Below are 21,514 nucleotides of genomic sequence, written 5' to 3' on the forward strand. Positions count from 1 at the left end.
ATTAGAATACGCTACCGATTTGAAATTGGACTTTTTCTGTTTGGTCGCCTTCTTTGGCATTCAACGGCTTAGCATAACTTAAAGAGATTGGACCAATTGGAGTGTACCACGTCACGCCCGCACCCACGCTATAGCGCAGCTCTTTATCTTGTTCGATATAAGTTAGGTTGTTATTGCTTACGCCCACTGCTGGTAAATTCACCAATTCCTTATCAAGCTTAGTAGTGTCAAATACTTGACCTGCATCAAAGAATAACACAGGACGCACTTGGTCTGCCCAGTCGCCTTTAAACGGTACTGGTAAAATCAGCTCCGCCCCAAAAGTCGCCAAAGCATTACCACCCACTTCTTCGCCACGGGTAGATCTTGTGCCATTTGCCAAATGTCTATAAGCTTGAGACTGAGGTCCTAATGATGATGCTTCAAAGCCACGTACCGAACCATAACCGCCAGCATAGAAGTTTTCATAAAATGGTAAATTATTACCATAACCTAAACGAGCATGACCACGCAGTACCGTACCTTTCCATAATGGGTAATAGGCGTTTAGGCGGTAGCTGACTTTTTGGTAATTTTGGTCACCAAACCCTAGGTTAAGATCAACGTTATGGCTCACCCCTTTGGTTGGGAATACGGGCTTATCAAGGCTAGAATAGCTCCACCCAAGCACTCCGCCATAAGTGGTATAATCATTAGTAAAGCTGACACCGTTAGTATCAATATCCGCCTTACCACCATCTTCTAACAGCTGTTTGACGTTAGAGATGCCCATCCACTGACCGCCACGCACTTTGGTTTTGTCCATGGTAAAACCACCACTAATACGCTGTTTTTCATCAATGGGATAGCCATAAATTAGGCTTGCCCCATAAGAATCCAATACATAGTTGGAGATGTTTTTATCATCGTATTTGGTCTTACGGTAGTAAGCATTAACACTTTGGGAGACGCCATTGACGGTAAAATAAGGGTCAGTCATGCCTAGGCTGTAATTATCACGGGTCTCTGAACGGCTAAATGACATATTAGCACGGTTGCCGGTTCCCATAAAGTTGGATTGAGATAAATCTACTTGAAAGGTCATACCGCCACTTTGAGAATAACCTGCGGCGATGGTGGACGACCCTGACGGCTGTTCCTCAACCATGTAGTTAATGTCCACTTGGTCTGGACTGTTTGGCACAGGTTTGACATCGACTTTGACATCTTTAAAAAAGCCCGTTCTCATGAGTCTGGCACGAGACAGCTGGATTTTTTGGTTGGATGCGAGCGCCCCTTCTAACTGACGCATTTCACGGCGTAGCACTTCGTCTTTGGTTTTTAGGTTGCCTGTGAAGTTAATACGGCGAACATAAACAGGGCGCACAGGGTCGATATAATAATCCACATCAACTGTTAAGGTTTCATCATTAATGCGTGAGATGGGGCGAATTTGGGCATAGTAATAGCCATCATCCCCGAATTTATTGGCAATGTCAGCAGTGGTCTCGTCCAACTCTTTTTGGGAGTAGGTACCGCCTTGGGTAAATTTGATTTTTTCAGCAAGCTCATCAGCACTATATGTTGGATTGCCCAAAAACTGCGTTTGCCCAAATTTATACTGCTGACCTTCACTGATGGTCGTCTCAATAAAGACTTTCTTTTTCTCATCATCGATGTTTAGGGTTGCATTATCAACATTGACACGCACAAAGCCATCATTTAGGTATTTGGCTTTGACATTTTCTAGGCTGGCATTTAGTTTTTCTTGGCTGTAACGGTCGGCTTTGGACAAGGGATTCCATTTTTTATCCTTAAGCACAAACTCATCTTTTAACTCTTCATCGCTAAAATGCTCATTCCCGATAATATTAACATCCACAACTTTGGCGGGCTTACCTTCAACAAAGTTAATGTCTAACTTAACGCGGTTGCCATCTAGCTCGGTCTGTTTAACTTCAATGTCAGCATTATAATAGCCCTGTGAGATGTACTGATTTTCAAGCTCGCTCTCCAAGGTCTGTATGGTTGCTTGCTTTAGTACCTTACCAACCGCAAGTCCCGTACTCTCCAAGCCTTGCTTTAAGCCATCATCAGGAATGAGTTTATTGCCATCAAAATTTAGCTCAGCGATAATCGGACGCTCCGCCACATGAAACACCACACGCCCGCCATCAACATCTGCCTGTACGTTGGAGAACTGCTCGGTGGCATATAACGCACGAATGCTGTCCGCCAACGCATCTGAGGTAAGTGCCTGCCCCACACCCAAAGGCAGTGCTACTTGCAAACTCTGGGGAGTTACTCGGCTTAGTCCATCAAAGGCAATGCTACTGACCGTATCGTCAGCATAAGCAGTAGTCGCCATAACCGTCATCACTGAGGCAGTTAAGGTTTTAGTCAGAAAAGAAGTACGCATAACAGATTCACTCAAAGTCGTTCAACTCATTAGCAATAACACCAAAAATATCTTTTACAAGTATATATTGATAATGATTGAATGGGCAGATGTTAATTAATCAAAAATATGGTGTAAGTTAAGCCAAAAAATCAATTTTGGCAAGTAAAATTATTAAATTTTTAAAAAATTTCTATAAATATTGCTCAATTATTACTAAAAGTCGCTATCAGCCAAAAACTCTTGATATGTCGTTACCAATGGCTAGCACCATGAAACCAAACAGCAATAACATGCCCACTTGTAGCCCTGCGATTTGTAATCGCTCACTCATGGGCTTACCCCGAATCAGCTCATAAGTATAAAACACCAAATGCCCACCGTCCAGCACAGGTATCGGCAAGAGATTTAGCACGGCAAGCGACAGACTAATCAGCCCTGCGGTGGATAGCACCTGCTCCCAGCCCATTTGGATACTGTCTTTTGACACTTCGGCAATGGTAATCGGACCCGATAAGTTGTCAAGCCCTATCAGCCCTGTTATCATCTTACCCATGGATTTCACGGTCATCACGGACAAATCATAAGTCTTGATAAAGGATTTTTGTAGGGCTTCTAATGGCGTATGGTTTACCGTCATTTTGTAATCATCAGGAACGGTGATTTTAGTCTCTTGCACCCTTGCTCCAATTTGCCCAACCGTGCGATTATCCACTTTGGCCGCTCGAGGCATGACCTTAATGTCCATGTTTTGCCCATCTCGGACAACGCTAAACGTGAGCGATTTTTCAGGATTATTTTGGATAATTTCGGTTGCAGACAGCCAATCTTTTATCTCTTTGCCGTCAATATGGGCAATCCTATCGCCTGCTTTTAGCCCCATTAACGCCCCTGCTCCGTCAGCGGTGAGCGAGCCTATCACAGGCGGTATGACAGGTCGCCAAGGCAACGTGCCAAGAGCGGTGAGTGGGTCTTTGCCCTTGTCCGTCCCTTGCATAAAGTCATTGACCTGCACGCTGTATTTGCCCTTATCGGTCGCCACAACCACTACCCCATGCTCGCCCATGCGGTCAGCTAGGGCAAAATTCACACTCTCCCAAGTGGGCGTATTTTTGCCGTCAATGGCGTGTATCGTCTCGCCCACCACAAGTCCGCTTGCATGAGCAGGGCTATCATTCACAATCCGTCCGATTTTGGTCGATAACTGCTCGCTTGGCTGTAAAAATAGTGCAAAAAACAGCCCAATGGCGATGATAAAGTTCATCAAAGGCCCTGCCACCACAATGGCGATTTTTTTTAAGGGGTGCTGATTATTAAACGCCAAATGTCGCTCATGCTCGGCAACTTCCCCTTCTCGCTCGTCCAGCATTTTGACATATCCGCCAAGCGGTATCGCACAAATGCGATAATCTATGCCCGTTTTGGGACTTGTCCAGCCAAACAGCCGAGTGCCAAAACCGATAGAATAAGTCAAAACCTTAACCCCGCACAGCCGTGCTACGATATAATGTCCCCACTCGTGCAAGGCGACAAGGGGTGTTAGGACAAGCAAGGCGGATAAAAATAAATATAAAGCGGTCATGCTTTTTGGGTTCTCTTAATTTTTGGGCGTTGTGTTCGCCACGACATTTACCGATTTTTGAAATATGGTTAAATGATAAATTTTAATCAATACAAGGGTTTGGTTTTAAGATTTTGGATAATTGGGTAAATTTGGGCGAATAAATCGCCCCTACGCATTTAAATTTAAAAAAATACATTTAAAATCAATCCGTTAATTTTCTTAAATAAACACCCATCCTATCTCGCACCCGCTTATCCAACGCCAAAATCTCGTCCAACTCATCAAAATGTCTGCCAAACTCCGCCCCTAGCTCATCGTCATTTAGCACATGCTCCACCGTGTCGGCGATGTTGGTCAGGCGAATGCGGCCGTCCAAAAATGCCGAAACAGATACTTCATTGGACGCATTTAGGGCGATACACGCCCCACCGCCTGTCTGTATGGCATGACGGGCAAGCGTTAGGGATTTAAATTTATCCTTATCAGGGCGGATAAATTCTAAGGCGGATATGTCAAATAAATTCAAAGACTTAGCACTGCTCTCCATGCGGTCAGGGTACGCAAGTGCATGAGCAATGGGCGTTCTCATGTCAGGTGTACCGAGCTGTGCCAAGATAGAGCCGTCCACATATTCTACCATGGAGTGAATGATACTTTGAGGGTGAATGGCGATGTCAATTTGGCTTTCGGACAAATTAAACAAATGACACGCTTCAATCAGCTCCAAGCCTTTATTCATCATGGTGTTAGAATCCACCGTGATTTTGCTTCCCATGTTCCAGTTGGGGTGCTTGACCGCTTGGGCGACTGTGGCGTTTTTCATGTCATCATAAGATTTGTGTAAAAATCCGCCACCGCTTGCCGTAAGCCACAATTTTTTTATGCCAAGCTCGGTGCGATGAATGGCGGTATTGTCGTCTTGCACCGCCTTTGGCAAGCATTGAAAAATGGCGTTATGCTCACTGTCAATGGGCAAAATGGTTGCCCCATGTGTGCGTGCGGTGTTCATGACCAGCTCGCCTGCCATGACAAGGCTTTCTTTGTTGGCAACTAGCACCGTCTGCCCCGCTTTGACTGCCGATAAGGTAGAGCCAAGCCCTGCCGAGCCGACAATGCCTGCCACGACTTTACCCGCCCCTTTATCGCTTGCCAACTCCGCCAAACCATCTTGACCGCCGACCACGTCAATTGCCAAATTTGCCGACTTTAAACGCTTGGCAAATTCATCCACCTTACCGGACGGCACACCGACACGGCTTGGGCGAAACTCCACGCACAAATCAAAGAGCTTATCCAAGCGACCAAAACCCGATAAAGCGTACACAGGCAACCCTGCTAGGCGTGCGATGTCAAGCGTGCTGTCGCCGATTGAGCCTGTTGCTCCAAGGACTGTTAATGGTACTGTCAATGCCGTCATCACAAAAGCCCCTTTAAGTCGCCAAGAGCAGGCAATACACCCAAATACACGAGCGCCAAGACCCCAAGAGCAAACACAGGCGTAGCCGACAGCAAACTATCAATGCGGTCAAGCACACCGCCATGCCCTGGCAGAATGGTGCCAGAGTCCTTAATCCCAGCTCGGCGTTTTAGCATGGATTCAAACAAATCGCCAAGCACACTTGCCAGTACTGTCAAGCCCGATAAACCCAAAAAGGCAATAAGTGCCACCGTGTCAAGTTTTAGCCCAAAGCCCACGCCCACCGCCACAAGGCTTGCCGTGATGATACCGCCAATCAGCCCTTCTATGGATTTATTGGGCGAGACGTTGGGGGCAAGTTTGCGTTTGCCAAGTTTACGCCCAACAAAATACGCCCCACTATCGGCACACCACACCAAAAGAAACACATACATGAGCCACCAAGGCGACACTTGCCATAGACTATACATGGCGGTAATGCTGGCGGTCAAGATGACAATCCCCATAAAAAACAAGCGTTTGCCGTACCATTTTTCTTGGGCGGGATAAACAAGCACCCATTTGGTTGCCATAAGCCATATCCCAAAAGACAGCACCCACCACACCACCCAAGAGACAGGCACAAAAATACTGACAAGCGTAACCGCAAGCATCAGAGCGATAAACTGAGCAGGCTGTTTGCGTTTTGGCATGAGTTTTGTCCACTCATGGGACGCAATGAGCGTACCGACCGTCAAAAGTGGCAAAAACAAAAAAGGCTGACGACTGGTGAACATCGCCACACCAACGATAATGACTAGGATGATTGCGGTTTTAATTCGTTGCCACATTTAAGGGTTTCCAGTTTTAATAATCTCAAAAATAATATAACACTCGTAAGGTGCATATTACGCACCGCTATTGGTATTGTGCTTTAAATGGTGCGTGATATGCACCTTATACTTAAAACTCAAACCACGATTTTTATCAAATAACGCATATAAAATAAAGAAAACACCAACGCCACAATAGAAAAATAAACCACCCATTTTGCCTTTTGGTTGGCACTTTCTAATTGCTCGTTTGAAAATTGTCTATTGGTACAATAAAATTTTACCACTTTTTTAAAAATAAACTCACAAGCCAAAACAATCAATAATGCCAAAGAAATCCAAATCGCCCCTTCTTTTCTTAATAGCATTACCAGTACTTGTTTATCAATTACCATTAATATAAAAAACAGAATAATTAACGGCACACTAATGGGTAATTTAAATAAATAACGGTAAGTTTTTTGCAATTCATTCATACAAACTTCCTTTTAATTCAAATTTATCACTTCACTCAATGGTGCGTGATACGCACCTTATGCCCAATGAATGATTTGTCAATCTTGCCAAATGACCAAATAACCCGCCACCATCAAGCTGATAATATAAATAATCCAACCTATTTTATTAAAAATACTTAATTGATTTTGATTAAAATTTTGTTTAGCAAGCCATTTATCAAGAAAGGCATAAATACCACATAACAAAGCCGCCCAAATCACACCCAAGACAATAATAAACAATGTATTATATTTTGGAATGGCAATAAATACACAAAATGATACGCTAAAAAATGCCGATTGAATGCCTTTATTTTTATCCAAAAAGTCGTATTTAAATAATTTTTTCATCATTCATTCAAATTATCAGATTAAATTGAAATTTAATTGATAAAATCAAACCGCCATTTTTATCAAACTACGCACATAAACAATACCAATAATCAGCAATATTCCTGCCAAATAAGAAATCCATTTTGCTTTATTATTAGCATTGATAAGTTGTTTATCTGGAAATTTACCATTAGTACAATAAAATTTAATCAATTTTTCAAACATTCGCTCACAAAGAAACCAAATACCAAACACTATTGATGCCATTAACATTACCCCATTGCCTTTTAATAGCATTGCCAATGCTTGTTTTTCACTGACCATCAATATTACAAACAAAACAATCAATAGCACACTACTGGGCAATTTAAATAAATAACGGTAAGTTTGTTTAATGTCGTTTTGCATAAAAAATATTAAAATCAATCCTTAACTTTCGCCTTGCACCTGCTCACTGGTTTTACCAAAACGTCTTTCACGATTGCCAAAATCTTGTATCATCTTATCAAGCTCGTCCGCCCCAAAATCAGGCCACAATGTATCGGTAAAAAACAGCTCGGCATAAGCCGACTGCCACAGCAAAAAGTTAGAAATACGCCACTCGCCCCCCGTGCGAATCAGCATATCCACATCGGGCAAATCGGCAAGTTCTACATTTTGTCCGATAAGGCGTGCATTGACATCATTTGGGTTAAGTTCGCCTTTTTGGACTTGTATGGCTAATTTTTGGCACGCCTGAGCGATGTCCCATTGTCCGCCATAGCTGATTGCGATGACAAGCGTCATTTTGTCAAAATGGGCGGTCTTATTTTCTGCGTCTGTCATAAGGGCTTGCAGGTCGGAATTTAGCATTGACCTGTCGCCGATAAACCTTAGGCGAATTTGGTATTTGTTCATGCGGGGCATTTGCTCATGAATGGTGCTTTCAAGTAGTCGCATAAGCAGTGCCACTTCCGCCTGTGGTCTTGCCCAGTTTTCGGACGAAAAGGCAAACACCGTCAAAACCTTAACGCCCCGTGCCAAACAATGCTCCACAATGGGGTCAATTGCGTCTTTGCCCTTGATATGCCCTGCCCCTGCCTGCAAAGCGTGAGCCTTGCCGTAGCGGTTGTTACCGTCCATGATAATGGCGATGTGTTGGGGTAGGCTTAAAATGGGGGGTAATGGGGCGTTTGGCATGATAGATAGGCGGATTTGTCAATGATAAATGATACAAATAGGGCGAATGGCTCGCCCTACATTTGTTGGTTGCCTGTTAGACTTCCATAAGCTCGCTTTCTTTTTTGGCAAGGCGAGTGTCAATCGCTTTGATAAAGTCATCGGTGAGCTTTTGAATGTCGGTCTCGGCACGGCGTTCGTCATCTTCGCTGGCTTCTTTGTCTTTGACCAATTTTTTGATGTCGCCTAGCATATCACGGCGGATATTACGCACCGACACACGGGCAGACTCGGCATCAGAGCGAGCCAATTTTTGCATATCCTTACGAGTCTCTTCGGTCAAGGCAGGCATTGGCACACGAATTACGTCTGCGGTCATGGGGTTAAGCCCCAAATCCGCTTCACGGATCGCCTTATCCACCGCTTGCACCATAGAGCGGTCAAAGGGCTGTACAAGCAGAGTACGACTGTCTTCTACGTTCACGCTTGCCACTTGGTTTAGGGGCATGTCCGAGCCATAGTAGCTGACCATGACGCTTGACAAGATACCAGGGTGAGCTCGTCCTGTACGCAGTTTGGCAAACGCACTTTCTAGAGCTTCAAGCGATTTTTCCATACGGGCTTTGCCGTCTGTTTTGATTTGGTTAATCATAAGGGTTTCCTATTTACAATATTTGCTAAACATTGATTTTGTTAAATCAGGGCGAATATGATTCGCCCCCACCAATCGGTATGATAAGCAAGATTTAACACTTTTTAAAGTTGATTTTAAATTCAATAAAAATTGAATTAATGATACACTCGTGTACCTTCTTTTTCGCCCATGACAACATTTAATAGGGCGTTGGGTTTGTTCATGTCAAACACCTGCAACGGCACGTTGTGTTCACGGCATAGGGCAATGGCGGTTAAGTCCATCACGCCCAATTTGTCTTCTAGAGCTTTGTCAAAGGTTAGGCTGTCGTATTTAACCGCATCGGCATGAACGCTTGGGTCTTTGTCGTACACACCGTCCACTTTGGTCGCCTTCAAGATAAGCCCCGCTTCAATCTCAATCCCACGCAAGCACGCCGCCGTATCAGTGGTAAAAAACGGATTACCCGTACCTGCCACAAAAATACACACCTCGCCATTATTTAGGTGGCGAATGGCTTCACGGCTAGAATACGGCTCGCCAATGGTAGCGATGTTAAGAGCGGACATGAGACGGCATTTGATGTTACGGCGGACTAGGGCATCACGCATGGCAAGACCATTCATCACGGTGGCAAGCATGCCCATTTGGTCACCTGTAACACGCCCGACAAGCCCTTCTTTTTGTAGGGTACTACCACGATACAAATTACCACCCCCAACGACAATCCCCACTTGCACGCCAAGCCCACGCAAATGGGCAATAGACAGGCTCATCTGATCAAGAATGGACGCATCAATGCCCATGTCTTTGCCCCCTGCTAGGGCTTCGCCTGAGAGCTTTAGTAGGATACGAGAGAATTTTGGATTTTTGTCGTTGGGGTTATTAATGTCTGACATGGCACACCTGTTATAATTTAAATACAAATTAAGTAATTTTATCACATTTTGCCAAATATTGTAAAATTAAAAAAGGCGAAACCTTGTCCGCCTTTTTATTTTTAAATCTGTCTTTGATTTACCTATTAATTCACCTTAATCAATTTCATGCTAATGACTTTGCCGTCATTGGTTTGGCTGACTTTGATAGGTAGATAATTTAGGCTTGGGGCAAGCCAAAAGCTCGTGGCACGCCCTTTGTCATCATGCACACGGTCAATGCGAATGGCGTCATAAGTACCCGCAGGGACGGTGATTTTGCTACTGCCCGAACGTCTAAATTTGGTGGCTTCTATTTCATTTTTCTTAACCAAATGGTAATTACCGCTAAACTTACCGTTAATCAGCTCTTGACGGATTTGAGCTTCTAGGCTCAAATCATCATAGGCTTGTCCGTTCATTTTTAAGGTGGTGGATTTGCCTTTATAAGTACTAACCACCGATTTGGCAGAGTTATTAAACTTGATATTATGAGTACGCCCCACACCCAGCACTTTAACTGACATATTGGAGCTAGACGGTATAATTCTGCCATTAGATAAGCTAAAATTTGCCGATTGGTTCACGCTTGCCACGCCTGCAGCACTGGCTTTGACGTTGTAGCTGTAATTATTGCCATTTTTGGTTAAAGTGCGTGTTGCCGTGCCATTTCTGCCATCTGCTTTGACCGCATAAGTGGCAGAAAAGCCCGATAAATCTGCCGCATTGGCAGATAAGGTTGCCCCCATGGTAATGCCTGTGGCAACAGTGGCAGTGGTGGCAGTTTTGAAAAATTTATTTAATACAGACATAATCACTCTCTTGCTTTGCAAATTAATTTAAAACATGGGCTTATTATTGACATTTTTTGTTACAATTACAAGGGTGATGGCATGATGATTTGTAGCATTTTGTGAGAAAACTTTCTCAAAACATATTTTATTTGCCATTATCATAAAGCAAACTAATCATTATGCATATTTTGTTACATTTTATGTTATCATATAACTTTTAAAATTTGTTAGTTTGTGGGTTTTGTATGACTTTAAAATTATTAAAATCATTTTTAAAATATATCACTATTTTTATCATCGCACTTATCGCCATTTTACTGTGCTTTTACTTATACCTTATTAGTGGGTCTACCAAACAAGGCGACATTACTTGGCATTCTTGCTATCGCCCTGCCTACTGGTCGTGGTTTAGCTTACCGCCGTCCGTGCGACTGCAATGTGCGACCGTCAATGTGCCTGTGGATTATACCAAGCCTTATGGCAAAACCTTTGCCATACCGCTTACCCGTTTGCCTACTAAGGGCAGTCCCATTGGCGAGTTGTTGCTCCTAAACGGCGGGCCGGGCGGTCATAGCCTTGATATGAGCATGACGTTGTTTGATGACTATGGGCAAACGGTTAAGGACAATTTTAACGTATTGGGCTATGCTCCCCGTGGGGTTGCCCCGTCTGCCCCTGCCATAGACTGCGGTGGCGTGGACGAGACGGACGAGCAGGGCAACACGAGTGCCAAAGCCTATATGGACGCTTGCATACAGCACACAGGGGCGGACATTTTGCCCTTTATCAGCTCAAAAGAAGTCGTCAAAGACCTAGACAGCATTCGCACTCAGCTTGGCGTGGACGTGTGGAGCATGGTGGGCTACTCATACGGCACAAAACTTGTCGCCAAATATGCCGAGCATTACCCCACGCACTTGCGAGCAGGCGTGGCGGACGGGGTGGTGGATACGAGCGAGAGCCTATTTACCATTTTAAAAAATCAGTACAAAGGCTCCCAAATCGCCTTTGATGCCTTTATCAAAAGCTGCCAAGACACTTGTATTTTTGACAACTCCCAAGACCCAAACACCGCATTTATCAACAAATTAGCCGACATCTCTGCCAAAAACTTAACCGACAAAAATGGCGACACCATAGACAGCCAAAGTATCCTAGCCATTATTAATGAGAACATCAACGACAGTGCCTATTGGGCGGACATGATGACAATGCTTGGCGAGCTTGACAGGGGCGAGACGGGCGAGTTTAACACTCAGCTACGATTGTCCGAATTTGGCGAAAAAGGGTTTAGTAAAGATGCCTTATCCCTTGTGAACTGTGCCGACTCCGCCCCCAAACTTAGCCGAGACGACTACATCAAACAAGCCAAAATCATCGATAGTGAGGTTCGTTATGATGATATTAAAGAGCGTTCTGATGATGATTATCTGGACGCTTGCTACTATTGGCAATGGCAAGCGACCGATGATTTAAATGAAAACCTTATCACAAACGACACGCCAAACCTGCTCTTTGTCGCCCAAAAATACGACCTTGCCACACCGCTTGCCAATGCGGTTAATATGGCAAAACGCTTTGACGATACGCTCATCTACACCCCTTATCACGGTCATACCGTGAGTTTATCGGGCATGAATGCGTGCGTAGACGGCTATGTGGTGCAGTACTTGCTTGACCCAAAAATACAGTTTGATAAAAAAGTAATACTGTGTGAGTGATAAATTTTTAAAAAATTATCTTGAAAAATTTGCCCCTAAACACCATTTTTACAAACAATCTGGTTTTGCCAGTATCCCTAACAAGTTAATGGAGAAATTTTATGCCAATCCGTCCTTTACACGATCGTATTGTCGTTCGCCGTACCGAAGAAGAGCAAAAAACCGCAGGCGGTATCCTGCTTCCAGGTTCTGCCCAAGAAAAACCCCAACAAGGCGAAGTGATTGCCGTGGGTAACGGTCAGCTTGTGGACAACGTTAGCCTATTTTCAAGTGGCGTACGTCCCCTAGATGTTAAAGTGGGCGACAAAGTGCTATTTGGTCAATATGCAGGTCAAACCGTCAAAGTGGACGGCGAAGAGCTTTTGATTATGAAAGAATCTGATGTTTTGGGCGTGCTTGAATAATTAGGTTTTCTGTTCGCCCTGAGTTTATCGAAGGGTGAAAGAAAACCTTTTCATGGTTCGACTTAGCTCACCACAAACAGTTTTCTTAATCCTTTCAAATTAATTCACAGCCGTAAGATGCGTAGTACGCACCGTTTTAGATTGATATTTTAAATGTGGTGCGTGGTACGCACCTTACCACCAAATAAGAGAGAATAAACATGGCAAAAGATGTAAAATTTGGCGTATCCGCCCGCGAAAAAATGATTGACGGTGTCAATATCCTAGCAGACGCAGTCAAAGTTACCCTAGGGCCAAAAGGTCGCAACGTGGTGATTGACAAGTCTTTTGGAGCTCCAACCATTACCAAAGACGGTGTGAGCGTGGCAAAAGAGATTGAGCTTGAAGACAAATTTGAAAACATGGGTGCTCAATTGGTTCGTGAAGTGGCTTCAAAAACCAATGACGTGGCAGGGGACGGCACAACGACTGCCACCGTACTTGCCCAAGCCATTCTAGTGGAGGGCATGAAAACTGTCGCTGCTGGCATGAATCCTATGGATTTAAAACGTGGCATTGACAAGGCAACCCGTGTTGCGGTTGAGCAAATCCACGCTCTATCCACCCCTGCCGATGACTTTAAAGCGATTGCTCAGGTGGGTTCAATTTCAGCCAACTCCGATACCAAGATTGGCGAGCTAATCAGTGAGGCCATGAAAACAGTCGGCAAGCAAGGCGTGATTACCGTAGAAGAGGGTTCAGGCTTTGAAGACACCCTAGAAGTGGTTGAGGGTATGCAGTTTGATCGTGGCTATATCAGCCCCTACTTTGCCAATAAACAAGACAGCTTGACTTGTGAATTTGACAATCCTTACATCCTGCTAGTGGACAAAAAGATTGCCAATATCCGTGAGATTGTGCCACTACTAGAACAAGTCATGCAAACCAGCCGTCCGCTACTTATCATCGCCGAAGACGTAGAAAATGAAGCGTTGGCGACACTTGTGGTAAACAACTTGCGTGGCGGTCTAAAAACCTGTGCCGTTAAAGCCCCTGGCTTTGGCGACAGACGTAAAGCCATGCTCCAAGACATTGCCATTTTGACAGGTGGTGTGGTGATTTCAGAAGAAGTGGGTCTGTCTCTTGAAACTGCCACACTTGAACACCTAGGCACAGCTAAGAAAACCACCGTTGGCAAAGAAAACACCGTGATTGTGGACGGAGCAGGCGACAAGGCTCAAATTGACAGCCGTGTTGAATCTATCAAACGTCAAATCGAAGAATCCACGTCTGATTACGACAAAGAAAAACTGCAAGAACGTGTTGCCAAACTCTCTGGCGGTGTGGCGGTCATCAAAGTCGGTGCTGCTACCGAAACCGAAATGAAAGAGAAAAAAGACCGTGTTGATGATGCTCTACACGCCACCCGTGCGGCGGTAGAAGAAGGTATCGTACCAGGGGGCGGTGTTGCCCTAGTACGTGCGTTGTCTGCATTGGCTGAGCTCAAAGGCGACAATGACGACCAAAACGCAGGTATCAATATTCTACGCCGTGCTATGGAAGCCCCACTTCGCCAAATCGTAACCAACGCTGGCGATGAAGCGTCTGTGATTGTCAATGAAGTCAAAAACGGCTCTGGCAACTACGGCTACAACGCTGCCACAGGTCAGTATGGCGATATGCTAGAAATGGGTATTCTTGACCCTGCCAAGGTAACTCGCTCTGCCCTAGAACACGCCGCCAGCGTGGCAGGTCTTATGCTCACTACCGAAGTGATGATTACCGACAAACCTGCCCCAGAAGCCCCTAATATGGGTGCTGGCATGGGCGGTATGGGTGGCATGGGCGGTATGATGTAATCGCCTAGCTGTCAGCTATTGACTACCCAATAAAAAATCCTGTCGTTATGGCAGGATTTTTTTGGTCAAATCTTTGGTAAATGTCAAAAATTCACACTTATCCACAGGGTGTTTTATTCTTAATGGTGCGTGAAACATTTTACGATAAATGTCCAATCTATCAGAATCTAAACAAATTCATACTTACAAGTTATTGATTTTAAATGGATTATTTTTTATAAAATTATGTATAAATTTCAATCAATTAACCGTCATCGCCCATCATTACAGCATTTTCACATAAAATTACAAAGTTATCCACAGGCTTATCCACAGCTTTTGGGGATAAATTTTTGGCAAATTTTAGCCATAAAAAATGACAAGTAAAAACAATCATTTGCCAGTTTTTTGATGATATAGCCAAATAAATTTGAAATAAGACAAGGAAAACAAGCGAAGTTGTACAAGTAGTACTACGAGCGAGTTTGACGCAGTATTATTTCAAAGTTGGCAGACCATATTTGCTTTATCCTGTCTGTGAGACCTTGACTTTTTGTCTATTTTTCCCTGTCTGATTTCAAGCCATGTCGCCTGCCACGCCTGACATGTTGCACGCATGAATGCCAAACATCGCCCCGTCAGCAAGCCTATCGCCCATAAGAGCGTGCCACGCCACCACGTCATGCACACTCATATCCGCCCCAACAAGCATACCCGCCAGTACGTCCCCCATGCCTGCGGTTGCCATAAAGGCATTACCAAATGGGCAAACTTGCACCCTTGTACCATCAAAGCTTAGCGTATTTGCCCCTTTGATGACCCATTGCCCACCATACCGCTCATGCAAACGATACAGCGCACCCAGCTTGTCATTATCCACGTCCGCCACACTCACACCAAGCAGACGTGCCGACTCTGCCGAATGGGGCGTACAGATGACATGATCGGGCAGTTTGCATGGATTTTTTGCCAAAAAGTACAACGCATCAGCGTCCAGCACCACCCTATCAAAGGCGTGATGGGCTACCCCATCCATGACTTTATCAAAAATCATCTCTGCCCACGCATCACGCCCAAGCCCCATGCCAAACGCCACACGGTCAAACCCTACCAAGCCCCCTGCACTCATCTCGTCAATGTCCGCCACCATGACATTGGGCGAGCGTGTCAGCATGGCATTGTGGTGCGTGGTGTGGCAAACCGCCGTAACTCGCCCTGCCCCCATGCTCATCGCCATTTGGCTTGCCATGATGACCGCCCCGCCCATACACCGATGACCGCCCACGACCGCCACCGTGTCAAAGTCGCCTTTGTGGGCGGTACTTTGGCGTGTGGGTATTTTGGGTTTATCCGACAAATACGCCACCGCCAACAGCTCATCATCAGGCGGTATCAAGGGCAGATTGATGACTTTTCCAACAAAATCCTTTGCCACCCCGACAAACAACCCCATTTTTAGCCCCATGACACACAAGGTCATATCCACGTCCGCACACACAGGCATGGGAATACCCCTATCAGGGTGCAGACCGCTTGGCACGTCAAGAGCGATTTTGGTGCCTGTTTGAGCGTTAAAGGCGTGAATGATGTCTTGATATGCTTTGTCAAGCTCTCTGTCTGGTCCATTGCCAAACAACGCGTCCAGATGTATCACTTTTTCAAATTTGCGAATGACACCGCCCACATCATCACACATTGGCATGCCTGTACATGGCGACCTAGCACGGACAGCGTCCGCACTTTTTGGCGGATTTGGGGCGATGATTTGTACGTTAAAATGCTTATTATCCAGTCTCTCTGCCAGATATTTTGCCGTCAGATAGCCATCCCCACCATTGTTGCCCACGCCACACCATGCGATGATGTCAGCTTGGGCGATGTTGTTTTTATCGATAAAATCAATGATACGTAAACACAGTGCAAGACTTGCCTGTTTCATCAGACCAAACGAGCTGTTACCATCTTTAAACCAGCGATTCTCCCAGTCTTTGACGGCTTTGGCGGTATAAATAGGCGTGGTCATCGGCTCTTCCTATATTTTTAGTGATGCCAATCGGCGAAAATCCTGCTCTGACATCATGCGATGATGAATGGTTACTCGGTGCGTTATCTCAAACGGCACAACAACACGAAACGTCATCGTCACCCTTCGTCCCATCACCACCACATCCGACAGATACGCCTGCCATACCTGCCTATCCACCCCATCATACATGCCCAGATACCACACATCATCAGGGGCATGGGTGGACAGCTCATGTATCGGGATGGCACGCATTTTATCCATCCACAGGCACACCGCCCACACCACGCCCACCATGGCAGACTGCCACCACGGCATACCCATCACCGCCATCAGTAACAGCGTGATGATAAGCACACCAGCCTTGATGGGTAGGTCATGAGCGACTTGAGCGACAGCAGTATCAATAAACATCAAAGCAATTGGGTGTGTCTAAGTGCTTTTATCTTATCAATGAGTGAGCCTATCTCGGCATCATTAGGACTTGCCTGCCCCAAAAAAAACAGCAATAAATCAGGGTCTTCGTGTTCTAGTAGTCGCTCAAAGGCAAGCTGTTCTTGTTCACTGGCGGTCAGATAATGATTTTTGACATAGGGGTCAATATAAAAATCAAGCTCCTTTAAGCCACGGCGAGCTTGATAGATGATACGGCGTTGGTGCAGGGTTGGTTCTAAATCTGATGTGGTCATGAGTTGCCTTTTGGTGTCTTTTAGGTTGAAAACATCACAAATCAGCAAGATTTGCAAATCTGGTTATTTTTGCATAAAATAGGTAAATTTTCAATGAAAAACACACATGAACACCACGCCTGCCACCACCCTCATCGCCCCTAAAATCGTCTTTTTTGACATCGATGACACGCTCTACATCAAATACGAAAATCACATTTTAGACAGCACCAAAACCGCTCTGCACGCCCTAAAAGAGCGTGGTATCATAGTCGCCATAGCCACAGGGCGTGGTCTGTGTGTGTTTCCACCTTGTATTAATGAGCTTATCGACGAGATTGGCATTGACATTTTTGTGACGATTAACGGGCAGTATAACGAGTATCAGGGTAAATGCCTGACCCATTTTCCCTTAACGCACGCTCAGCTGACCCACACCACCGCCCATCTACAAAGCGAACGTATCGCCCATGGCTACATGACCCGTGATGAGATTGTCACAATCAGTCCCGATGAATACATGGCACAAGCCTTAACATCACTACACATCCCCTATCGTGTGGCAGAGTCGTTTGACATGAGTACACCCGTCTATCAAATGCTGGCATTTTATGAAAATAACCACACCACTCAGCTCTCATCCGCCCTAAGAGACGACCTAAAAACCGTACGCTGGCACATTTTTGGCGTGGACATCCTAGATGTCTACGGCTCAAAGGCTCGGGGCATTCGCTCGGTGCTGGACGCACTGGGTCTGTCCATGGCGGACGCTGTTGCTTTTGGTGATGGGCTAAATGACATCGAAATGCTCTCATCGATCGGCTTTGGCGTGGCGATGGGTAACGCCCACCCCGACCTAAAAGCCGTGGCGGACTATGTCTGCCCACGCCATGATGACGATGGGATATTTAAGGGACTTGTGGCTTTGGGATTGATTTAGGGTATACAGCCAACAAAATCGAATTTACCACAAAAACCGTTCATCCTAAGCTTGTTGAAGGTTGGCTTCCATCATGGGTAGGCATAACTCACCACGAACAAAAACCGTAGTCATTTTTCGTTTTGTAGAATGTATCTATCCTTGATGGGTTTTTATTATTGGTGGGATTTTTAAGCCTGGCAACCGTGTGGTGGTTTTATAAATTTTTTAAAACATCATTTTATTTAGGGCGTGTTAGACATTGATAACATTCTTATAAAATATGGTAAAATTTGACAATTTAAGTTAATTTTTGCACAAAAAATAGCTATCCGACCACTTAATCAGGCAAATTTTAAGATTTTTACTTAATCTTAAAAATTAAGTGGTCGGATTGTTTTTCTATGTCAAAATCCTTGTTGATACAGCCAACAAAATTGAATTTTACTACGGAAACCGTAGTACTCTTTCATTTTGTGGCGTGTACTTCAATATCAATGGCAGACTTTTCCTTGAAAGACATGCGATTTTTCTCATTTTTATTGCAAACATCAAAGGTAGGCACGCCCTAAAAATTTCTAGAGCAAATTAAGTTAATTCACCACCACCGCACTCACCCCGATTTTATCAGCAATGGGTTTTAACCCGCCCACGTTATCCGTGGTAAAAATCGGCAAACCACCCATGACATAATCCGCCTTTGGCTTATCCATAATCACAATCGCCTTTTGAATGCCGTCAAGGCTTACGATGATACGAGACTGCGAACCGTGTTTTATCATTAGGTCATGGTTAGGTAGTAGCCGACTAAGTTCTTTTTTAAAATCATCAATACTGGCAGGCTTTTTGGCAAAATAGGGGTTAGCTAAGGCGATGACAAACAGTCCGATAAAGAGCGTGATAAGTCCAATAAAAAGCTGTGTTGCGTTCATTTTAGCCTACCTTAAATACACCACATTATCAGGTAACTCATTACCACTTGTATCATCGCAAGGGAAATATTGATTCAAAAGTCGCCCAATCTCATCAACAAGCCACCCCAAGCCGTCCGCCATGTCGCCTTTTTTAAAATAATCTAGCGTATTTTGGCAAAGATTTTGCCAGTCATCGCAGGCATACGTATCAATGCCACGGTCGGCAATGATTTCAAGGTCATGCTCGCACAGATTGACATAAATCAGCACGCCTGTATTGTGAGCGGTGTCCCACACGCCATATTCGCCAAAAAGCTGTAAGGCACGCCCACGGCAGTCGTTGTCGTAGGCGATACCGACTGGCAGATGATTTTCAATGATAAGGCGTATCTCGCCCCGATGTCCTTTTTCGGCTCGGGCGATACGCTCGGCAAGGGCGATTTTAAGTTCGGCAGTTAGCCAGCGATTGTGCAAAAATGGCACAAAAACAATCTGGCGAAACAGGCGTGCTAGGCTTTTTTGGGGAATGTGTCTCATATTTTATCCTTGTTTTTCAATCAATTACCAAGAGCCACCTGCTCCGCCACCGCCAAATCCGCCACCGCCACCGCCAAAGCCACCTGAGCCAAACCCACCGCCCCCAAAGCCCCCGCCAGAGCCACCAAATCCGCCCCCACCGACATAAGTACCACCGCCACGGCGTCCGCCATTTAAAAACACGCCAAGAATGAGCAATATCCAAAGCAAAATGCCTGCTCCAATGGCGGTCAGTAGCCCCACGCCAAACAAAGTCGCCAGTAGCACAAAACCGCCTGTGGATACGCTCGCCCCCAAAAACCGCCCCAAAGCACCGCTTAACACCGTACCAAAAAACATGGCAAAAATAAAAAACGGCACCACGCTAATCTCTTCATCGGTACTGACCTGCCGTGCATCCGCTCGGGCAAGGGTCTCGGGGTCGGCTCGTAGCCGCTCGTCAATGCGTGCAATCCCTGCCGATATACCTTGGGCGTATGCCCCTGTCTTAAAACTGGGTGTGATGTCTTCACGGATAATGCGGTTCAAACTGGCATCGGGCAACACCCCTTCCACGCCATAACCTGTAACGATGTGCAACTTGCGGTCGTTAATCGCCACCGCCATTAAAATGCCTTCGTCAGTGTCTTTTTGCCCAAGTTGCCAACGATTCGCCACATTAATGGCATAATCAAAAATATCCATGCCGTCCGTGGTTGGCACAATCACCACCGCCATTTGAGCCAGACCGTCATCATAAATCCGTCTTAGCTGAGTCTCCAAATGAGCCTTTTCGCTGGCGGTCAAGATGTGGGCTTCATCAACAACGGGGTTATTTAAAATCAGCTTGTCATGAGAGACGGCAGGGGCGGTGGATTGGCGTGGTGTGGCTTGGTTTTGGCTGTCTGATTGGGCTTGATTTTGGGATTGTTGATTTTGGGCTTGATTTTTGGCTTTATTTAATTCATTTAAAACAATCAAATTCTCCACCGCTTGCCCTTCGCTTTGGGCGCTGGCGGTTGCTGTGGCGGTGTTTTCAGAGCTAGGGGTGGTAGCGGTTGCCGTGTTATTGGCAAAAGCAGGTACACCGACCCCAAGCACCACACTCATGCCAAGCGTGGCAAATAATGAACGATAACGGGTTGTGATTGGGGTCATGGGTTGCCTTTTTATGATAATTTTAATGAATTTTTAACAATAGGGAATAAGGGCGAATGTAACTCGCCCTTACAAAACACGCAAGGTTATTGAGCAGTAGCCGTTGCCGAGCCTGTATTGGCATTATTGCTATTATTACCAAAATTCACGGTCGGTGCGGTGCTAATGGCTTGTTCATTTTCTACGCTAAAATTGGCTTTGGTCTGCATGCCAAACACCTTGGCGGTTAGGTTGGTTGGGAACTGGCGAACCGTTGTATTATAGCCTTGCACGCTTTGGATATAGTTATTACGAGCCACCGTAATGCGGTTTTCGGTGCCTTCTAGCTGGGCTTGCAAGTCTTGGAACATACCGTCTGCTTTAAGCTGTGGGTAGTTTTCGGTTACCATCATAAGCCTAGATAGGGCAGATGTCATGCCTGCCTGAGCGTCCGTATAGGCTTTCATGGCGTTAGGGTCGTTTAGGGTCTCAGGGGTCAGCTGAACGCTACCGACACGAGAGCGGGCTTGGGCGACTTCGGTCAAGACTTCTTTTTCGTGTTCGGCATAACGCTCCACCACCGCCACAAGGTTTGGTACAAGGTCGGCACGGCGTTGGTATTGGTTCACCACTTCCGACCATTTGGCGTTGGTGTCTTCGTCTAGGGCTTGTAAGTTGTTATAGCCACAACCTGATAGGGTCAAAGTGCTGGTAAGCAAGGCTGATGTGATGAGTTTTTTCATAAATTGCCTTTTGAATATAAAATAAAAGTCATGCTTATAATAAAGATTTGTCCGTCAAATGCAAGTAAAAAAATGTAGCTTGTCTTTGAATAATTGGCATTTACAAGATGAATAATTGGCATTGACAAGGTTTTTGCCATTGTCTTATA

The 21,514-nt window shown here is 45.3% G+C and carries 22 protein-coding genes; 4 read left to right on the forward strand and 18 right to left on the reverse strand.

The annotated features are described in order from the left end of the window. Window position 1: 1 nt before the first annotated feature. From bamA to LP107_RS11295, 11 genes are all read right to left on the reverse strand, one after another. Entirely contained in the window at window positions 2–2,398 is a 2,397-nt protein-coding gene (gene bamA, locus LP107_RS11245; protein ID WP_078274905.1) for an outer membrane protein assembly factor BamA, read from the reverse strand. A gap of 208 nt (window positions 2,399–2,606) precedes the next feature. Then, window positions 2,607–3,959: an RIP metalloprotease RseP gene (gene rseP, locus LP107_RS11250; RefSeq protein ID WP_112741859.1), complete on the reverse strand. Its 1,353-nt coding sequence runs from the start codon at window positions 3,957–3,959 to the stop codon at window positions 2,607–2,609. 184 nt (window positions 3,960–4,143) lie between these two features. Continuing rightward, window positions 4,144–5,358, reverse strand: a complete 1,215-nt coding sequence (dxr, locus tag LP107_RS11255; RefSeq protein ID WP_112741858.1) for a 1-deoxy-D-xylulose-5-phosphate reductoisomerase — start codon at window positions 5,356–5,358, stop codon at window positions 4,144–4,146. Further along, a complete protein-coding gene (locus tag LP107_RS11260; RefSeq protein WP_112741857.1) occupies window positions 5,358–6,188 on the reverse strand; it encodes a phosphatidate cytidylyltransferase in 831 nt (276 codons plus the stop codon). The genes dxr and LP107_RS11260 overlap by 1 nt, the downstream gene beginning before the upstream one ends. A 119-nt stretch (window positions 6,189–6,307) precedes the next feature. After that, window positions 6,308–6,646, reverse strand: coding sequence for a hypothetical protein (locus LP107_RS11265; RefSeq protein ID WP_112741856.1), 339 nt, complete (start codon window positions 6,644–6,646; stop codon window positions 6,308–6,310). Between the two features lie 78 nt (window positions 6,647–6,724). Continuing rightward, entirely contained in the window at window positions 6,725–7,018 is a 294-nt protein-coding gene (locus tag LP107_RS11270; protein WP_112741855.1) for a hypothetical protein, read from the reverse strand. A 45-nt stretch (window positions 7,019–7,063) separates the two neighbouring features. Next, window positions 7,064–7,408 carry a hypothetical protein gene (locus tag LP107_RS11275; protein WP_078275407.1) on the reverse strand — a complete coding sequence of 115 codons (345 nt, stop codon included), beginning with the start codon at window positions 7,406–7,408 and terminating at the stop codon, window positions 7,064–7,066. A 21-nt stretch (window positions 7,409–7,429) separates the two neighbouring features. Beyond that, window positions 7,430–8,179 carry a polyprenyl diphosphate synthase gene (uppS, locus tag LP107_RS11280; RefSeq protein WP_112741854.1) on the reverse strand — a complete coding sequence of 250 codons (750 nt, stop codon included), beginning with the start codon at window positions 8,177–8,179 and terminating at the stop codon, window positions 7,430–7,432. A 76-nt stretch (window positions 8,180–8,255) separates the two neighbouring features. Next, window positions 8,256–8,810 carry a ribosome recycling factor gene (frr, locus tag LP107_RS11285; protein WP_029102574.1) on the reverse strand — a complete coding sequence of 185 codons (555 nt, stop codon included), beginning with the start codon at window positions 8,808–8,810 and terminating at the stop codon, window positions 8,256–8,258. A 137-nt stretch (window positions 8,811–8,947) separates the two neighbouring features. Continuing rightward, entirely contained in the window at window positions 8,948–9,691 is a 744-nt protein-coding gene (gene pyrH / locus LP107_RS11290; protein WP_029102573.1) for a UMP kinase, read from the reverse strand. A 125-nt stretch (window positions 9,692–9,816) separates the two neighbouring features. Next, entirely contained in the window at window positions 9,817–10,458 is a 642-nt protein-coding gene (locus LP107_RS11295; RefSeq protein ID WP_410173931.1) for a DUF3108 domain-containing protein, read from the reverse strand. Between the two features lie 290 nt (window positions 10,459–10,748). On the opposite strand from LP107_RS11295, the gene LP107_RS11300 reads away from it, so the two are divergent. The 3 genes from LP107_RS11300 to groL all read left to right on the forward strand — a co-directional run bounded on the left by LP107_RS11300 (window position 10,749) and on the right by groL (window position 14,466). Beyond that, entirely contained in the window at window positions 10,749–12,224 is a 1,476-nt protein-coding gene (locus LP107_RS11300) for an alpha/beta fold hydrolase (RefSeq protein ID WP_078273381.1), read from the forward strand. Window positions 12,225–12,325: 101 nt separating this feature from the next. Next, the gene (locus tag LP107_RS11305; RefSeq protein ID WP_078273382.1) at window positions 12,326–12,628 is read left to right on the forward strand and encodes a co-chaperone GroES; all 303 of its coding nucleotides are present in this window, start codon (window positions 12,326–12,328) and stop codon (window positions 12,626–12,628) included. A gap of 200 nt (window positions 12,629–12,828) precedes the next feature. Further along, window positions 12,829–14,466 (forward strand): chaperonin GroEL, encoded by a 1,638-nt coding sequence (gene groL, locus LP107_RS11310; RefSeq protein WP_078273383.1) that lies wholly within the window; start codon window positions 12,829–12,831, stop codon window positions 14,464–14,466. Between the two features lie 556 nt (window positions 14,467–15,022). Here groL and LP107_RS11315 read toward each other — a convergent pair. The 3 genes from LP107_RS11315 to LP107_RS11325 are packed head-to-tail and all read right to left on the reverse strand — an operon-like array spanning window position 15,023 to window position 17,157. Then, window positions 15,023–16,468, reverse strand: coding sequence for an NAD(P)H-hydrate dehydratase (locus tag LP107_RS11315; RefSeq protein ID WP_264676107.1), 1,446 nt, complete (start codon window positions 16,466–16,468; stop codon window positions 15,023–15,025). A gap of 9 nt (window positions 16,469–16,477) precedes the next feature. Then, window positions 16,478–16,882: a hypothetical protein gene (locus LP107_RS11320; protein WP_078273385.1), complete on the reverse strand. Its 405-nt coding sequence runs from the start codon at window positions 16,880–16,882 to the stop codon at window positions 16,478–16,480. Next, the gene (locus LP107_RS11325) at window positions 16,882–17,157 is read right to left on the reverse strand and encodes an FAD assembly factor SdhE (protein WP_078273386.1); all 276 of its coding nucleotides are present in this window, start codon (window positions 17,155–17,157) and stop codon (window positions 16,882–16,884) included. The genes LP107_RS11320 and LP107_RS11325 overlap by 1 nt, the downstream gene beginning before the upstream one ends. Window positions 17,158–17,263: 106 nt before the next feature. Between LP107_RS11325 and LP107_RS11330 the strand changes: the two genes are divergently transcribed. Continuing rightward, window positions 17,264–18,076, forward strand: a complete 813-nt coding sequence (locus tag LP107_RS11330; protein WP_078273387.1) for a Cof-type HAD-IIB family hydrolase — start codon at window positions 17,264–17,266, stop codon at window positions 18,074–18,076. A 572-nt stretch (window positions 18,077–18,648) separates the two neighbouring features. On the opposite strand, the gene LP107_RS11335 is transcribed toward LP107_RS11330, so the two are convergent. The 4 genes from LP107_RS11335 to LP107_RS11350 all read right to left on the reverse strand — a co-directional run bounded on the left by LP107_RS11335 (window position 18,649) and on the right by LP107_RS11350 (window position 21,365). After that, window positions 18,649–18,987, reverse strand: coding sequence for a hypothetical protein (locus LP107_RS11335; protein ID WP_078273389.1), 339 nt, complete (start codon window positions 18,985–18,987; stop codon window positions 18,649–18,651). Between the two features lie 6 nt (window positions 18,988–18,993). Further along, window positions 18,994–19,506 (reverse strand): TPM domain-containing protein, encoded by a 513-nt coding sequence (locus tag LP107_RS11340; protein ID WP_078273390.1) that lies wholly within the window; start codon window positions 19,504–19,506, stop codon window positions 18,994–18,996. 24 nt (window positions 19,507–19,530) lie between these two features. Continuing rightward, window positions 19,531–20,643: a TPM domain-containing protein gene (locus LP107_RS11345; RefSeq protein WP_264676106.1), complete on the reverse strand. Its 1,113-nt coding sequence runs from the start codon at window positions 20,641–20,643 to the stop codon at window positions 19,531–19,533. Window positions 20,644–20,729: 86 nt separating this feature from the next. Next, on the reverse strand, window positions 20,730–21,365 hold the full coding sequence (locus tag LP107_RS11350; protein ID WP_078273392.1) for a LemA family protein: 636 nt from the start codon (window positions 21,363–21,365) through the stop codon (window positions 20,730–20,732). Window positions 21,366–21,514: the final 149 nt, after the last annotated feature.

Origin of the sequence: Moraxella bovis (genome assembly GCF_025985205.1) — a bacterium.
Classification (GTDB): domain Bacteria; phylum Pseudomonadota; class Gammaproteobacteria; order Pseudomonadales; family Moraxellaceae; genus Moraxella; species Moraxella bovis.